The sequence below is a fragment of the Thalassobacter sp. genome (assembly GCF_982993085.1).
In genome coordinates, this window is record NZ_CEZFMW010000084.1 from 1 (window position 1) to 16,085 (window position 16,085).

Annotated in this window: 16 protein-coding genes; 5 read left to right on the plus strand and 11 right to left on the minus strand. The window is 59.8% G+C overall.

What is annotated here, in order from left to right; genetic code table 11:
* Both AC4GMC_RS12735 and AC4GMC_RS12740 read left to right on the plus strand, forming a co-directional pair.
* Positions 1-1,013 (plus strand): aminotransferase class III-fold pyridoxal phosphate-dependent enzyme (locus AC4GMC_RS12735; protein WP_487877410.1); only part of this gene is annotated, 1,013 nt, incomplete at its 5' end.
* 39 nt (positions 1,014-1,052) lie between these two features.
* The gene (locus AC4GMC_RS12740) at positions 1,053-2,039 is read left to right on the plus strand and encodes a type I glyceraldehyde-3-phosphate dehydrogenase (RefSeq protein WP_487877411.1); all 987 of its coding nucleotides are present in this window, start codon (positions 1,053-1,055) and stop codon (positions 2,037-2,039) included.
* Here AC4GMC_RS12740 and AC4GMC_RS12745 read toward each other — a convergent pair.
* The 4 genes from AC4GMC_RS12745 to AC4GMC_RS12760 form a co-directional block, all read right to left on the minus strand.
* Positions 2,036-2,710 carry an SMP-30/gluconolactonase/LRE family protein gene (locus AC4GMC_RS12745; protein WP_487877421.1) on the minus strand — a complete coding sequence of 225 codons (675 nt, stop codon included), beginning with the start codon at positions 2,708-2,710 and terminating at the stop codon, positions 2,036-2,038. The two genes, AC4GMC_RS12740 and AC4GMC_RS12745, sit on opposite strands and share 4 nt — an antisense overlap.
* A gap of 15 nt (positions 2,711-2,725) precedes the next feature.
* A complete protein-coding gene (locus AC4GMC_RS12750; RefSeq protein WP_487877412.1) occupies positions 2,726-2,899 on the minus strand; it encodes a hypothetical protein in 174 nt (57 codons plus the stop codon).
* Between the two features lie 43 nt (positions 2,900-2,942).
* Complete coding sequence (locus AC4GMC_RS12755; protein WP_487877413.1) at positions 2,943-3,839, minus strand: 2-dehydro-3-deoxygalactonokinase; 897 nt, start codon at positions 3,837-3,839, stop codon at positions 2,943-2,945.
* Between the two features lie 147 nt (positions 3,840-3,986).
* Positions 3,987-4,862, minus strand: a complete 876-nt coding sequence (locus tag AC4GMC_RS12760; RefSeq protein ID WP_487877414.1) for a trypsin-like serine peptidase — start codon at positions 4,860-4,862, stop codon at positions 3,987-3,989.
* 202 nt (positions 4,863-5,064) lie between these two features.
* On the opposite strand from AC4GMC_RS12760, the gene AC4GMC_RS12765 reads away from it, so the two are divergent.
* The 3 genes from AC4GMC_RS12765 to AC4GMC_RS12775 all read left to right on the plus strand — a co-directional run bounded on the left by AC4GMC_RS12765 (position 5,065) and on the right by AC4GMC_RS12775 (position 7,822).
* Positions 5,065-5,196 (plus strand): hypothetical protein, encoded by a 132-nt coding sequence (locus tag AC4GMC_RS12765; protein WP_487879117.1) that lies wholly within the window; start codon positions 5,065-5,067, stop codon positions 5,194-5,196.
* Between the two features lie 168 nt (positions 5,197-5,364).
* Entirely contained in the window at positions 5,365-6,387 is a 1,023-nt protein-coding gene (locus tag AC4GMC_RS12770) for an aldose epimerase family protein (RefSeq protein ID WP_487877416.1), read from the plus strand.
* Positions 6,377-7,822 (plus strand): NAD-dependent succinate-semialdehyde dehydrogenase, encoded by a 1,446-nt coding sequence (locus AC4GMC_RS12775; RefSeq protein WP_487877417.1) that lies wholly within the window; start codon positions 6,377-6,379, stop codon positions 7,820-7,822. The genes AC4GMC_RS12770 and AC4GMC_RS12775 overlap by 11 nt, the downstream gene beginning before the upstream one ends.
* 90 nt (positions 7,823-7,912) lie before the next feature.
* Here the strand turns inward: AC4GMC_RS12775 and AC4GMC_RS12780 are convergent, their stop codons facing one another.
* From AC4GMC_RS12780 to acs, 7 genes are all read right to left on the minus strand, one after another.
* Positions 7,913-9,229 carry a 3'-5' exonuclease gene (locus tag AC4GMC_RS12780; RefSeq protein WP_487877418.1) on the minus strand — a complete coding sequence of 439 codons (1,317 nt, stop codon included), beginning with the start codon at positions 9,227-9,229 and terminating at the stop codon, positions 7,913-7,915.
* A 3-nt stretch (positions 9,230-9,232) separates the two neighbouring features.
* Positions 9,233-9,736 carry a hypothetical protein gene (locus AC4GMC_RS12785; protein WP_487877419.1) on the minus strand — a complete coding sequence of 168 codons (504 nt, stop codon included), beginning with the start codon at positions 9,734-9,736 and terminating at the stop codon, positions 9,233-9,235.
* A gap of 24 nt (positions 9,737-9,760) precedes the next feature.
* Entirely contained in the window at positions 9,761-11,587 is a 1,827-nt protein-coding gene (locus tag AC4GMC_RS12790) for a DUF294 nucleotidyltransferase-like domain-containing protein (RefSeq protein ID WP_487879118.1), read from the minus strand.
* Positions 11,588-11,707: 120 nt separating this feature from the next.
* Positions 11,708-13,477, minus strand: coding sequence for a sodium:solute symporter family protein (locus tag AC4GMC_RS12795; RefSeq protein WP_487879119.1), 1,770 nt, complete (start codon positions 13,475-13,477; stop codon positions 11,708-11,710).
* Between the two features lie 3 nt (positions 13,478-13,480).
* A complete protein-coding gene (locus AC4GMC_RS12800) occupies positions 13,481-13,744 on the minus strand; it encodes a DUF4212 domain-containing protein (protein WP_487877982.1) in 264 nt (87 codons plus the stop codon).
* 79 nt (positions 13,745-13,823) lie between these two features.
* Positions 13,824-14,525 (minus strand): adenylate kinase, encoded by a 702-nt coding sequence (locus tag AC4GMC_RS12805; protein WP_487877981.1) that lies wholly within the window; start codon positions 14,523-14,525, stop codon positions 13,824-13,826.
* 1 nt (position 14,526) lies between these two features.
* The coding region (gene acs, locus AC4GMC_RS12810) for an acetate--CoA ligase (protein ID WP_487877980.1) at positions 14,527-16,085 on the minus strand (1,559 nt) is incomplete at its 5' end.

Sequence of the window (16,085 nt, forward strand, 5' to 3'; positions counted from 1 at the left end):
TCACCTCGGGCGGCAGTGACAGTGTGGAAACCGCGCTCAAGCTTGCGCGGCAATACCATCGCCTGCGCGGTGAGGCAGGGCGCACCAAGTTTCTGTCCCTGCGCAAAGGCTATCATGGCACGCATTTTGGTGGAGCTTCGGTGAACGGCAATCCGCTGTTCCGCGCCTCCTACGAGCCGCTTTTGCCCGGCTGTTTTCATGTGCCCGCGCCCTATGCCTATCGCAATCCCTTTGATGAGACCGATCCCGAGCGTTTGGGCGCGATGTGCCTACGTGCGTTGGAAGAAGAGATCACTATGCAGACACCGCAAACGATTGCGGCGATGATTATGGAACCTGTTCTGGGGGCCGGCGGCGTGATTGTGCCCCCCGAAACCTATATGCCGGGCGTGGCTGAAATATGCGCGCGCCACGGGATATTGTTGATATCTGACGAAGTTATCACGGGCTTTGGTCGCACCGGATCATGGTCAGGCGCGCGGCGCTGGGGCGTGAAACCGGACATGATGACAACCGCTAAGGCGATTACCAACGGTTACTATCCGTTCGGTGCGGTTTTGTTGTCGGGTGAAATGGCAGAGGTGTTTGAAGGCGCGGATGAAGCGTCTGGCATGATCGGCCACGGCTATACCTATTCGTGCCACCCTGTTGGCGCGGCGGCTGCATTGGCCTGTTTGGCGGAAACGAAGCGGCTGAATGTGATGGAGAACGCATCCGCGCGAGGTGCGCAGTTGTTTGCGGGACTGCAATCCTTGGCAGAGCAGCTTTCGGTCATTGGCGATGTACGCGGCGGGGCGGGCTTGATGTGCGGGGTGGAATTGGTCGCGGATCAGGGGACCAAGACGCCGTTAGACGTGGCCACTGCTAAGAAAATCTTTGAGGCGACCTATGAAGCTGGCGTCATGGTACGCTTGTCGGGCAGCAACCTATTGATGTCGCCGCCGCTGATTTTGGGCGCGGGAGATGTAGATACAATCCTTGCGGCACTGGCAAAAGGCTTGGAGGCGGCCTAGGTTACCCATCCTAACCCGCTTGCATCGAAGGCAAATTCCATGACCGCTCGGATATTTATCAACGGCTTTGGCCGCATCGGTCGCTCGGTCCTTCGGGCGCTCTTGGCGCGGGATGAGGACCTTGAAGTTGTGGGCATCAATGACATCGCCCCTTTGGAAACGTGCGCATATCTGTTTGAGTTCGATAGTGTGTTTGGTCCGTGGAAGGGCACTGTTGCGGTCGAGGGCGATGCGCTTTTGGTGGATGGTCGGCGGTTTGCGTTTCACCGCACGCCGGACATTCGGACGCTTCGGTTGGGCGACGTTGATCTGGTAATGGAATGCACGGGCCACGCCGAAACCCGCCCCGAGGTGGAACGCGGTCTGCTGGCCGGTGCGGGCAAGGTCCTGATGTCCGGCCCCTCTGCGGTGGCTGATGGCACAGTCGTTTTGGGCGCAAACGACGCAGCCCTACGCCCTGACATGCGGGTTGTGTCAAACGCGTCGTGCACCACCAACGCGGTCGCCCCATTGGTGCGGGTGTTGGATGATGCATTTGGTGTCGAAACCGGGACCATGACCACAATTCATTGCTACACTGGCTCGCAGCCCACCGTGGACAAGCCGACTGGTGGGTTGGCGCGGTCTCGAGCGGCGGCCTTGTCGATGGTGCCGACAACCACCTCGGCCGGACGGCTGGTTGATGTGGTTTTGCCGCATCTGGAGGGGCGGGTCGTGTGCACGTCGGTACGGGTGCCGGTGGCGTCCGTGTCGGCCGTGGACCTGACCGTGCGGCTGACCAAGGGCTGTGATGCGGAGGCGGTGAATGCAGCGATTTTGGCCGCCAGCGGGCCCATTATTGGTACAACGGACAAGCCGCTGGTCAGTTCGGACCTGCGCGCTCGCGCCGAAAGCTATATCCACGCGTTGCCCGAGACGTTTGTCACGGATGGCGGCCTGGTGCGGGTGTTTGGCTGGTACGATAACGAGTGGGGCTTTGCGCACCGGATGATCGACATGGCCGTTCGGATGACCGCACCCGCCTAAAGCCGAACGCGGTGTTCCGGCTGACCACGGGCTGACACGCGCGTGACAAAGGTTTTGCCCGCCTGGGGTTGAGCGGCGCGTGCCATTGGCGACAAATCTTGGGTGGCAGACGTCGTGAACAGTGTCGCCAGATCGCTGCCGCCAAAGGCGGGGCACGAAATAAGCGCCGCAGGAAAAGTCACCGCCGTCAGAAAACGGCCGTCCGGGGCATAGGCGGCCACGCGGTAGGCCCCCCATTGTGCGACCCACATATTGCCGCCTGCATCCACTACTGCGCCATCGGGGTTTAGCCCATGGGACGACAAATCCAAAAAGACGACTGGGGCCCCGGCGGGCCAACCATGGGTGTCACCTAGGCGCTGTCGCCAGATGCGCGACAAGGAGGTATCGGCGTAATAGGCAAATGCTCCGTCGGGCGAAAAGCAAATCGCATTGGGGCAGGTCACGCCCGGCACTAACTGGCGCAATTCCCCAGTATAATAACGATAGATACTGCCCGCGCCGTGTTGGCCGTAGCGGCCCATCGTGCCGATCCAAAATCCACCCCAAGGGTCGGCGCGGCCATCGTTGGACCGAGTGGTTGGTATGTCATCCTCCAGTGGGGCGATGACCTCTGAGGTGCCCGTGGTTATGTCGAACCGCAAAAGGGCGTTGGCACTGGCGATGATCAGGGTCTCGTCATCAAGCTAGCCGGCCGCAGAGACTGAAGTGTCAAACTGCCAATGGCGCGTGGCATCTCCGTCGCGGGTGTAAAGCCGCATCACGTTAATATCGAACCAAAAAAATTGCCCCAATTGAGGATGCCAAAGCGGCCCCTCACCCAGATCACAGACAATATCATCAATGATGGTCGCGGTCATGCTGAGCGGCGTGCTGCGGGGCGATTGGAGTGTGTCATGCGGGCTAGTCCAACGTGCCCAACGCCGTAAAGAGACCCGCTTGTGTCAGGGGGCCGGCCGCAAATCGATCTGCTGGCACACCTTGCTTGGACAGAGCGCGCGCGTACAATCCGCATAGCACTTCCCGCCCGATAAGGGCGACTTGTTGGCCAAGCCAATAGGGTTTCAACGCGGCAATCTCGGCTCCGATCAATAGGCCTGACAACCGTGCATCTGCGGCGGTTTTGGTCGCGTTGGTCAACACGTGGCTCGCGCGGATTGCGGCCAGTTCTGTGACCAATCGCTCCGGGTTAGAAAGCGTCACATCCACCCCTTCGTCAAAGGCAATGCCATCTGGGTCGCCGTGGGCCACGGAATGACGCAGGATCGAGGTTTCGGCCAAGAGGTCGTACATTTCACCGGTCATAGTGGTTTCAAAGCTGACAATTTCCTCAGCGCTGACATGGGCCCACTTGGAGTGCGTGCCGGGCAGACAAATGACGCCCTCGAACGTGGGATGGGACGCTAAAAACCCAGAAATCTGGGTTTCCTCACCGCGCAGGATCGTGGGCTTGGGACGCAATTGTGACAGTCCGGGCATCATATAAACCTGAAGCCCCGCATCTTGGGTCGGTACAGGCGTTGGCGTCAGCGTGCGCGGGGTGCAGGGGGCTTGTGCGAAAGGTGCCTCGAACCAACCCTCGCGGGAGCCTGCCTCACCACAGATCAGGATCGTCACAGGGCGATCGCCCCATGCACTGCGCCACGGGTCGATCAATTTGCGCAACGTAGGCTCAAACGCACCGCGCGTCAGGGTGCGCGCGCCGGCAGATCGATCCCCGGCCTCGGCCACGGCGGTATCATCCTGCATCAGCCAAGCCCGCAGGTTTGACCCGCCCCAATCAACGGCAATCCAAGTCATCAAGCGCACCCTTTTCTGTCTCATTCGGCCCAAGCTGCGCCCCTTATGCGCAATGCGCGGCCCAAGACCAAGGCTTGGATTGTCGGCATCGTGGGTGCGGCAGCGGATGGTTTTGTCGGGCATAAACCATCAAGCATGAACATGGCCCTAAGAGCCGGGAACAACGCGAATTCGCTTGAAGCTTGGGGTGTGTGCTGTGCCCGCGGGCTGCGTTGCATCAGGGGATGCACCGACCCTCAAACGCCGCGCCCCTTCGGATGTCGGGGGCAGGCTTTTTCGCGCTCGGAGCTGGGCCATCAGGTCCGATACCGGGGCCGTCAGTTCCATGCCGTAGACGATAAAATCACCGTTCTCGCCGCGCGTCCCGCCAGAAATGATCGATAGGATGCGGCGATTGCCGTCTTCTTCTATGAAAACCGGCGCTCCGGACGATCCGAAGGTCGCCGCGCAGTTGAACTCTAGGATGCCACCAGAATAGCGGTTCGTAATCGCGCATCCGCGTTCTTGAGTTAGGGCCTCTTCACGGCCCTTGCCATAAGATACCAGCATCACCTCAGTGCCTTGGCTCGCGCGGGCGTGGATCCGAAAAGGTGAGGCGCTGGTGACGAAAATCTCACTCTCAAGCTGCAAAAGCGCGATATCGTGGGGGATGGTTGCGGCGGTCGATTTGCCGCCCGGATCGCGGACATAACTCTGTGGGATGTGGGCGGCCACAACGCGTCGCTCCGCGCTGGCGGCACCGTGTTGATAGCCCGCGCGAAACACCAAATCTTCGGGCAGTTTGGTCCCGGCTTTGACGTGGTCATAGACACAATGCGCCGCCGTCAAAACGATGTCGCGCGCGATGAGCGTGCCCGTGCAAAACCCGCGGCCAAAATCAAGCCGACCGACGCCTTCCCATCCCATGCGTTTGAACGGTGCGTCTAGCGTCTGGATGGATTGAGCCAGCGCGGTTTGAGAGCATGCCATCACCACCACCACAGCAAGCGCGTGCGCGGAACGGCGAGAAATTTGGTGAAGCATGGTGTGACCCTCTTGGCAGGAGCGCCTCTAGCGTAGGCGGGATGCAGGACAATTCTGCGGCAACACAGGGGAGATTTCGCATCAGCCCTGAAACAATGGAGCAGAAACGAGAGGATTGTTCGGCCCGTAATTTTGCCAGTCCGCGAAATTTCTTGGCGCAAGGGCAGCGTCACGCGCCACCAAACAAGAGACGCGCGAGGTCGTGCCTGTGCCCCAAGATATCCTTGCCGCCGGCGATCGCCACGGCTCCACCTATTTTCAGCATGAACGTTTTCGCGATCTGGTCTTGGCTGAGGTCGGTAAGTCTGGGGTTACACTTAAGGATGGCTATTGATCCGTCCTCGTGGGCGATGCGGCTGAGCAACCGGCCCGAACCGGCATGGCTGTGGACCTAAGGGGCAAGGGGCCATGATGCCAAAGACCGTTTGACAGAAAACGCCCCTGTTGTTCGTGGAAATTGTCGCTATCACTTGTGCAACGACCTAGCCCTTGGACCTTTTTCATGCCCGACCCGCGTGCCCCTGATGGCAGCTTGATCACGACACATGACATTGCCCACGCCGGCCTGCGTGCGCGGCTGACATCGTGGGGCTCGGTTCTGATGGACCTGCGGCTAGACGGGCACAACGCGCCGCTTGTGCTGGGGTTTGAGGATCCCGCCCTGTATCTGCGGCATTCACCCTACTTTGGGGCTACCGCGGGGCGCTTTGCCAATCGGATTGGTGGGGGCCGGTTTGTGATCGACGGGACCTCCTATCAGGCTGATTGCAATTATCTGGGTGAGCATACGCTTCACGGTGGTGAAGTTTCGATGGGCAAGCGTAATTGGGATACGATTGCCCTGTCTGACACTTCGGTGACCATGACTATTGGCCTTGAGGACGGTGAGATGGGCTTTCCCGGCGCGCTCAGGGCAGAGGTGACATATGCGCTGATTGTTCATGATGGGTGTCCTGCGCTGCGGATTGATTACCGCGCCACCAGCGATGCGCCCACGCTGTGCAATCTAGCGCATCACAGCTATTGGGCGCTGGACGGGTCCGGCGATCTTGGGCACCACAGCTTGCAGGTCGATGCCGCGCAATATACCCCTGTCGACGCGGAGCTTATCCCCACCGGGGAGATCGCGGATGTCACCGGGACCCGGTACGATTTTCGCCAGCCGCGCAGTGTTATGAGCAATCGTCTCGGGGAGGGGCCGATCGATCACAACCTTTGCCTTGCGCCCACGCGCTGGGCGCGCCGCCGGGTCGGGACCCTGCGTTCGCGTCTGTCCGGCGTGTCGATGGACATCACCACCACCGAGCCGGGCCTTCAGGTCTATGATGGGGCCAAGATCAACGTTTCGGTGCCTGGGCTAGAGGGCCGCATCTACGGGGCCCACGCAGGCGTCGCCCTAGAGCCCCAAGTCTGGCCCGATGCCCCCAATCATCCCGGTTTTCCCAGCGCCCTTTTGCGCCCAGGGGACACCTATCGCCAAACAACGATCTTCAGTTTTTCAAAGGAGGCTCCCGATGAGCTTTGACACCTATATGCGCCAAGCCAACCTGATCGCCGGAGAATGGGTCGGGGCAGACAGCGGCAAAACCATTGACGTCACGAACCCGGCCACCGGTGAGGTGATAGGGACCGTGCCCGCCTGTGGCACCGCCGAGACCGAGCGCGCGATCGCTGCCGCCCACGGCGCCTATGCGGATTACGCGGCCACCTCATTGATGGACCGTGTTGGGTTGTTGTGGAAGCTGCACGATGCGCTAATGGATAACCAAAAATCGCTCGCCGAGCTTTTGACCATTGAGATGGGTAAACCATTGGCCGAAGCCATGGGTGAGATCGCGATTGGCGCGCAATACGTGCGTTGGTTCGCCGAAGAAGCCCGCCGTGCCAAGGGCGAGATTGTACCGGCCGGCGTCAATGGCCGCCGTATTCTTGTGACCAAGCACCCTGTGGGCGTGGTGGGCATGATTACGCCGTGGAATTTCCCGTCCTCGATGCTCGCGCGCAAGATCGCGCCGGCATTGGCAGTGGGCTGTACCGTGGTGGCCAAACCGGCAACCGCGACGCCCTATTCGGGCCTCGCATGGGGCGCGTTGGCCCAAGAGGCAGGGTATCCGGCGGGTGTGGTTAACGCGCTGACAGGATCTGCGCGGGCAATCGGCGGCGCAATTATGGACAGCGCACTGGTTCGCAAAGTGACCTTCACCGGCTCAACCGAGGTCGGCAAGGAACTGATCCGCCAATCGGCGGACACGGTCAAAAAGGTCTCGATGGAATTGGGCGGCAATGCACCTTTCCTCGTGTTCGATGACGCGGATATTGATGCGGCGGTCCAAGGCGCAATGGTCTCCAAATTCCGTAACGCGGGCCAAACCTGCGTTTGCGCCAACCGTATCTATGTGCAGTCCGGCATCCACGACGCCTTTGTCGCCAAGCTGGTAGAAGCAACCGAAGCCATGAAGGTCGGCAACGGCCTTGAGCCGGGTGTTGAACAGGGTCCGATGATCGATATGGATGCCGTCGAAAAGGTCGAAGAATTCATTGCCGATGCCACAGCCCAAGGTGGCGCAATCGCTACAGGCGGCGCGCGTCATGGCAATGGCGGTACATACTTCACGCCCACGGTCGTAACGGGCGCCACACAGTCGATGAAATTTGCGACCGAAGAAATATTTGGCCCCCTCGCGCCTGTGTTCAAATTCGATACCGAGGAAGAGGCCATCGCGATGGCCAACGCCACGGAATACGGGCTTGCATGCTATGCCTACACGCGCGACTTGGCCCGCACGTTCCGCCTCAACACCGCTCTGCAATACGGGATGATCGGGGTGAACTCGGGTCTTATCACTACCGTTGAGGCGCCATTTGGCGGCGTCAAAGAAAGCGGATTGGGCAAGGAGGGCGGCAGCCAAGGGCTCGAAGATTATATGGACACAAAATACGTGTGCATTGACGGGGTCTGAAAATGCCCCCTCCTTGGTTCGTAAAACGCTTCGTGGGTGCGGGGGCCGCGCCCCCGCTTTAGGCGCAGCCTGAACAGGCTGCGCAACCCCTTAGGTCACACGCTTGATCAAACGCGCGTGTTGATCACAGGCGATATTCAACTCACCTACAGTCGTGATGTCTCGCGCCTCTAACATTGGGATCAGCGCCCGTAACGCCAATGCGGTGGCGCGGGCATCCCCAAGCGCGGTGTGCCGAACCTCTTGAGGGATTTCGATCCCCAAACGCGCGCAAAGGGCATCCAGTGTGTGCGTCTGGGATTGCCCAAACACTACGGCAGACATCAGGACAGTATCAAGCACGGGCATATCAAACCGCAGCCCCAGTTGCGTCTCGCGCCGGCGCAGGAACGCCATGTCAAATGGGGCGTTGTGGGCCACCAACGCATGACCATCCGTATAGCGGTGAAAGGCCCGTAGGGCATCGCGCACCAATGGGGCGTCGCGGACCATTGCCTCAGTCACATTGTGAATAGCGGTTGAAGCGGCAGGGATCGGGCGGTTCGGATTGACATAGGTGTCGAACGGTTCGGTCATGAGGATTTCACCCCCGACCACCCGTAGGGCCGCGATTTGCACAATCTCATCGCCTTCGTCGGGCAATAGGCCGGTCGTTTCTGTATCAAACACCACCAAATCCAGGTCGCGTAGGCTGGTCGCCTCGCTCAGCGGATGCGACGGGCGGCCCAGCAGGCGAAAATCGCGGGCGCCTGCGCCGCGTTTGGCCCCGTCGCCCAAGCGCAAAAGGTACCCGGTGCCAATTTCGGGCAGGTCGATTTTGCGCACGCCTGCGCGATCCGTGGCAGGGGGCAGGCGGCGGTTCAGACCAACCTCTACATCGCCAACCAAAAGCCCAGAGGCAGCTGCGTTATACGCCACCACCCGCCGGTCTTCAGAGCAGAGCACATAGGCCTCGGGCAGGTTGTCCAGCACCGCTTCTAGGCGCGCGCGTTCCCGGCGCAGGGCGCGGGTTTCACGCGCCAGTGCCGCTGTCACCTCTTGTCGGCTATCCGCAAGGGAGCCTGCCATTGCATGCGCCGCACCGCCCAAATCTCCCAAATAACGGGCATGGGTGATGTCCATCTCATGGTTGGTTTCGGTATGAGCGCGGGTGCGCAGCTGGGCGGCCAACGCCTCAACTGGTTTGGCGACGTTTTCATCAAACAAAAGCCAGACCCATGTCGTCAGCCCCAAAACCGCTAGCCCAGCCACCAGTCCTGCAATCACAAAGCCCGACAGAACCTCTGGTTGGGCAAGGCGCATATAGCCCAGCATCAACCCGCCCGTGATTAACGCAATTCCGCCCAGTGCCATCAGGGCAAAGAAGAGGAAAATGCGCAGCCGGAGTGAGAGGTTTGCGAGCCCCATGATTTAACCCTGACACACAATCGGCAGGAACGGATCGTCATCCGCTAGCGCGCGCCAATCGCCCTCAGCCGGCAAATCCGCGCCGTCGGGCAGGTCCGCGCGCCGCTTTCCTGCGCAATCAAATACCACGGGCATCGCAAACAGCGGGGCATCGCGGGTAAAGACATAGACGGTGGCTAGTTTTGCGCTCTCCATCGCGGGGTTGGTTAGGATTGTGTCCCGATCAACGGCCATGAACGTGTGAACATAGGGGCGTGCAATGGTCCACGGGCGGTACCATGCGCTGCTTTGCTGGTTGTTGATCTCTACAAAGCCTGCCGGCATCGCGTTTAGGTTGCGGGGGTACCACGAATATTCGGCGTTGATGGAAAAGGCGACCATGGCCAAGGCCGCAGCGGTTGGCGTGACCCAGCGGGGGATGACGTTGCCCACAATGACCCGCACCAGCATGATGACCCCTGCCACGGCGGCTCCGCTGGCCAGCATCGCGATCAATTCCCAAATCATCTCTACTCTCCCCTTTTTCGTTTCTTATTGCGCCAAGCCACGTCCGGACTGGAGCGCGCTTTGCATTGTTTTCACCACGACAAACGCGTCGCGGAGATGTGATCTCTCTAGGTCTGACAATTGGCTCGGAGACATGAAGTTATCGGGCGCCTCGCCGCGATCAATCTGAGCGGCTTGATGCAAAAGCCGGGTTTCGGCGATCATGTCATAGGCATCGCGCAGGTCCTTGGCTCCGGCGGGTGAAATCAGGTTCGCGTCTGCCGCAGCCATCAATCGCGCCCCGGTGTTCACCACGCGCATTTGCCCCAGCAACGCATAGACCCGCCCCAAATCGACCACTGGCACGACGCCGTTGTGTTTAAGGTCTAGGGTGTTCTTGTGCTCTCCCGAGCGGATGGTGGCAAGGCCGCGCAACAGCCCAAGGGGTGGTGCGTGTTTTAGCGAATTGGCGATCATTTGCGCCACAAAGATCGAGTTCGCTTTTGCGGCGGGCAGCGTTTCATCCAACAAAGCGGCCAGTAGCGCTGGATCGCCGCCAATCGGGCGCAGATCAAACATGACAGAGGCCAGCATCTGCGCTTCGGTGCTGGGGTTACTGATCCACTTTTCGAAGTAGCCTTTCCACACGCGCAGCGGCTGGCGCCAGCGCAGTGTCGTGGCCATCATTTCACCAGGGCAATAGACATAGCCACAGGTATTCAGGCCATCACAGACAAATTTTGCGAGTTCTGAGAAATAGGCATCATGCGGAGGGGCGACGCTGTCATCTAGGAGGAGGCAGTTGTCTTGGTCCGACACACCTGTCTGTTCCTGCCGCCCCTGACTGCCGCACGCGGCCCATAGATAGGGCACGGGCGGGGGGCCTAACTTCTGTTCCGCGAGCGCTAGTAGGCGTCGGGTTGCGGCGTCGGCAATATCGGTGATGAGGCGCGTGATCGTGCCATGCTCGGTCTTGGCGGCGACCAATTGCGCCAGTAGCGCCGGAATTTGGGCGGTGGACTTGGCCATTTCCTCGGCCGAATGCGCATGGACCACGTCCGAGATCAGCTGCCCGGATGATAGCGCCTGATACCGTGTCAAATCGGTTTGTGTGATGATCCCGGTGACATCGCCCGTGGTATCGACAATGGGCAGGTGTGAAACCTTGCGCTCTAGCATCAAATGCAGCGCATCAGACACAAGAGCCGTCGGACTAAGGGTGAGTGGATCAGGCGTTTGGATATCCGTGATCGCGGTTGAGCCGGGCAAGGCATGGGCCAGCGCCTTGAACGTCATGTCCTTGGTCGTCACGATTCCAGCAAGTGCGCCATCATCCATCACGATCAGAGAAGACACCTTGGCATCGCGCATCATCTTGGCCGCGAGCTGAACCGTTGTGTCCGAGCCACAGGCGACCGGCGTGCGGCTCATCAGGTCAGAAACAGGCATGGTCATAAGATCACGCTTTCTGGGGCCTGCGGGCGTGGTGCGGGCGTAAAACGCCTCTGCGTTGGGGTGGGTCGCGCAAAGCTGAGCAAATGCGCTGGCGTTCAGGCAATAGAGCGTCACAGCAGTCGTGGCGTGTGCCGATGTCACCGCGGTGCCGTCCTTGCGCAAGCCGCGTTCCGCGAATTGATTGCCCGCCCGTAGATGAGAGATGGTTGAGCCAAGCGTATCGGTGATCTCGACCTCACCCTCGGCAATCAGGTAAAGCCCGGCCAGTGTTTCACCGGTGGCATAAATCGTGGCGCCTGCTGCGTAGCGCATGTGCATCAGGTTGGCGGCGATCTCGCGCTTTGTGGCCTCGGGTAGGCCCACGAAAGGCGGCGTGGTGTTCATCAATTCAAGTTCGGTAAAAGAAATGTTCGGCATGATGCAGCCCTGCGGGAAATAAAACGGCGCGCCTCAAGTGTGGGGCGCGCCGCTGGTTTGGGGAAGGGGCCGCATCGTCGCGGGAGGTGCGAGCGATGGTCGTCGCGGCCCCTAGGCCGATTAGTGGTCGGCTGCCGCAGCGCCTGCACCCTTGGGGATACGAACGCTTTCCACCAGGTCCACGATCTCTTGTGGGGGGGCGGCAGTTACACGGGACACACCAATTGCGACTGCAAAGTTGATCATCGCACCCACGGCCCCGAAGGATGTGGATTTGATAGTCAGCAGCAGTGGGTCTGCATCTGTGAAGCTGTTCGTGTCAGGAATGAACAACCAACCCTTGTGCAGGAAGATGTAGACCAACGTTGTGACCAAACCTGCGAGCATGCCCGCAACAGCGCCACGGTTGTTGATCCGCTTGGAGAAGATCCCCATCATCAGCGCCGGGAAGATCGATGCAGCGGCCAGACCGAAGGCAAGTGCCACGGTTTGAGCAGCAAAGCCCGGAGGGTTGAGACCCAAGATCACCGCCACAACAATCGCAACAGCCATCGAGATCCGCGCTGCCATCAGTTCCGATTTCTCGGACATGTTTGGCGTTAGCTGACCTTTGAGCAGATCGTGCGACACGGCCGACGAGATCGCCAGCAGCAGACCCGCAGCCGTGGACAGAGCCGCAGCCAAGCCACCGGCAGCCACAAGGGCAATCACCCAACCTGGCAGACCTGCGATTTCAGGGTTTGCCAGCACGAGGATGTCACGGTTCACGTTTAGCTCGGAACCTGTCCAGCCACGCTCAGCCGCGGTGGCCGCAAAGCCATCGGAGCCTTCGTTGTACCACTGGATGAGGCCGTCACCGTTTTTGTCGTCATACTTGAGCAGGCCAGTTTTTTCCCATGTGGCCATCCAATCGGGACGCTCTTCATAAGCGATCGGGGCGGATGCTGTGCCATCGGGATAAACAGTCGTGATCAGGTTCAAGCGCGCCATTGAGCCAACAGCAGGAGCCGTCAGGTACAAAAGTGCGATGAATACAAGTGTCCAACCAGCGGACCAACGAGCGTCAGATACGGTAGGTACCGTAAAGAAGCGCATGATCACGTGGGGCAGACCGGCAGTACCGATCATCAGCGACAGAGTGAACAGAACCATGTTCAGCGTATCGGCGTGGTGGCCGGTGTAGCTGTTAAAGCCCAGTTCGGTCACAAGACCATCCAGTTTCTGCAGGAGCGGCTCACCGGAGGCAGTGTGCTCACCCAACATGCCCAGAGCGGGGATGGGGTTACCTGTCAGCTGCAGCGAGATAAAGATCGCGGGGATCGTATAGGCAGTGATCAGCACAACGTACTGAGCAACCTGTGTGTACGTCACACCCTTCATACCGCCAAACACGGCGTAGGCGAACACAACACAGGCACCGATCAGCAGACCGGTGGTTGCCGACACTTCGAGGAAGCGACCGAACGCAATACCCACACCCTGCATCTGGCCGATCACGTATGTGATGGAAGCCACAAGCAGACAGATCACAGCAACCATGCGTGCAGTCTTGGAGTAGAAACGGTCCCCGATGAACTCGGACACGGTGAACTTGCCGAATTTGCGCAAGTAAGGCGCAAGCAGCAGAGCCAAAAGCACATAGCCGCCAGTCCAACCCATGAGGAAGGTCGAGTTGTCGTAGCCGGTGAACGCGATCAGACCCGCCATTGAGATGAACGAGGCCGCAGACATCCAGTCCGCGCCTGTTGCCATACCGTTGGTAATGGGGTGAACGCCGCGACCTGCTGCGTAGAATTCAGATGTGGAACCGGCGCGGGCCCACACAGCGATGCCGATATACAGAGCAAAGGACGCCCCGATAAACAGCCAGTTAAGAACGAATTGGTCCATCTATCAGTCCTCCTCAACGCCGTGTTCGGCGTCCAGTTTGTTCATGCGCCAAGCATAGAAAAAGATCAGCGCCAAGAAGACGAGGATCGAGCCTTGCTGTGCGAACCAGAAGCCCAAGTCGCTGCCACCCACGGCGATGCCAGACAGCATCGGGCGCAGCAGAATGCCAAAGCCAAACGACACGACAGCCCAGATAACGAGACACCATGTCACGATCCGGATGTTTGCCGCCCAGTAGGCGTTTTTGTCGGATTGGTTATCAGCCATTTCCAACTCCCTTTTTGGTTAAAAGATGCTCGCGCGGCTTCCTCTCGCCACGCGCGCGGTTACTGTTTGCGCGGGGAATTTACGAATTCGCTCCTCGCGCGACTTTCCCGACGATGGTTGACAGGTGCGAGGCGATCGCGTCGATCTCGCCCATGGCGTCCACCGTTGTGAGAGTTCCTTTTGCGTCATAAAACGCGATAAGAGGGGCCGTAGAAGCGTGGTATGCCTCTAGCCTTGCGGCGACCGTCTCTGCATTGTCGTCGGCCCGGCGTTTGAAATCCGAGCTTCCGCAATTGTCACACGTTCCGGCCACCTTGGGGGCTTTGAACGTGTCGTGATAGCCTTCGCCGCAGCCGCCACAAGTGAACCGGCCAGACACCCGTTCGACCATGGCCGCATCATCCACCGCGAGCGAAATAACGCTGTCGACGGTGGCGTTATGCTCGGCCAAAAGCCCTTCGAGCGCCTCTGCCTGTGCTGTTGTGCGGGGAAAGCCATCTAGGATCACGCCGCGGGCGCAATCATCGTCTGCCATCCGGTCGCGCAGGATGTTGATGACGATCTCATCAGAGACCAATTCACCCGCTTCCATCACGGCCTTGGCCGCTTTGCCTGCGTCGGTTCCGGCGGCAACCGCGCCGCGCAAAAGATCCCCGGTTGAGAGTTGCACAAGGCCGAAGTCTTGTTCCAACATCCGCGCTTGGGTGCCCTTGCCTGCGCCCGGAGGCCCAAGCAAGATCAGGGTGACGGGGCGGGTCAATGTCTGTGTCATGCCGTCCATCTCACTTCACCGCGCGGTTTGCGATCAGGTCGTCAACGACGGACGGATCAGCCAGAGTGGATGTGTCGCCCAGACCGTCGACCTCATTCTCGGCGATCTTGCGCAGGATACGACGCATGATTTTGCCGGAGCGGGTTTTTGGCAGGCCAGGGGCCCACTGAATGACGTCGGGCTTGGCGATGGGGCCAATTTCCTTGCGGACCCATGCTTGCAGCTCTTTGACCAGTTCATCCGAAGGATCGGCATCGGACATCAGGGTGACGTAGCAATAGATGCCTTGGCCCTTCAGTTCGTGGGGGTACCCAACCACGGCAGCCTCGGCCACCTTTTCGTGGGCGACCAGTGCGCTTTCGACTTCTGCGGTGCCCATGCGGTGACCGGATACGTTTATCACGTCATCGACGCGGCCGGTGATCCAGTAGTCGCCGTCGGCGTCGCGGCGGCAGCCGTCCCCAGTGAAGTAGTAGCCTTTGTAGTCAGCAAAGTAGGCGGACACAAAGCGCTCTGCATCACCCCATAGGGTGCGCATGATGCCGGGCCATGCGTCTTTCATGCACAACACGCCTTCGGCTTCGGTTGTCGTGATTTCTTCGCCCGATTGTGGGTCCAAGATCACGGGCTGTACGCCAAAGAACGGCTTGGTGGCTGCGCCGGGCTTTAGCTTGGTCGCGCCGGGCAGGGCGGTGATCAAGTGGCCGCCGGTTTCGGTTTGCCAAAAGGTATCGACGATGGGGCATTTGCCTTTGCCGACGACCTCATTGTACCAGTTCCACGCTTCGGGGTTGATCGGCTCACCCACCGAGCCAAGCACCTTTAGGTCGCTCAGGTCGTACTTGGTGACGAAATCATTCGACTGGCCCATCAAAAGACGGATCGCTGTGGGGGCTGTGTAGAATTGGTTCACCTTGTGCTTTTCGCAGACGGCCCAGAAACGGCCTGCGTCGGGATAGGTGGGCACCCCTTCGAACATCACAGTTGTCGCGCCGTTCACCAGCGGGCCATAGACGATGTAGCTGTGGCCCGTGACCCAGCCCACGTCAGCGGTGCACCAAAACACGTCGTTTTCTTTATAATCAAAAGTGTATTGGTGGGTCATGCCAGCATACACGAGGTAGCCGCCCGAGGTGTGGACCACGCCCTTGGGTTTGCCTGTAGAGCCGGAGGTATACAGGATGAACAGCGGGTCTTCGGCGCCAACTTCTGCGGCGTGGCAGAAGGTCGAGGCGGATGATGCCAGCTCATCGTACCAGATGTCGCGGTTTTGCTGCCAAGCTACTTGTTGGCCGGTCCGCTTGACCACCAGGCATTTGACGTGATCGTCGCAATGCAAAAGCGCCTTGTCGACGTTGCCCTTCAGGTCTGTGACCCGGCCACCGCGTGGTGCGCCGTCGGAGGTGATGACAATCTTTGCGCCCGAGTCGTTGATCCGCGAGGCAAGCGCGTCAGGGGAGAAACCTGCGAATACAACGGAGTGGACCGCGCCAAGGCGAGCACAGGCAAGCATGGCGTAGGCGGCAGCCGGGATCATGGGAAGGTACAGAACCACCCGATCGCCTTGCT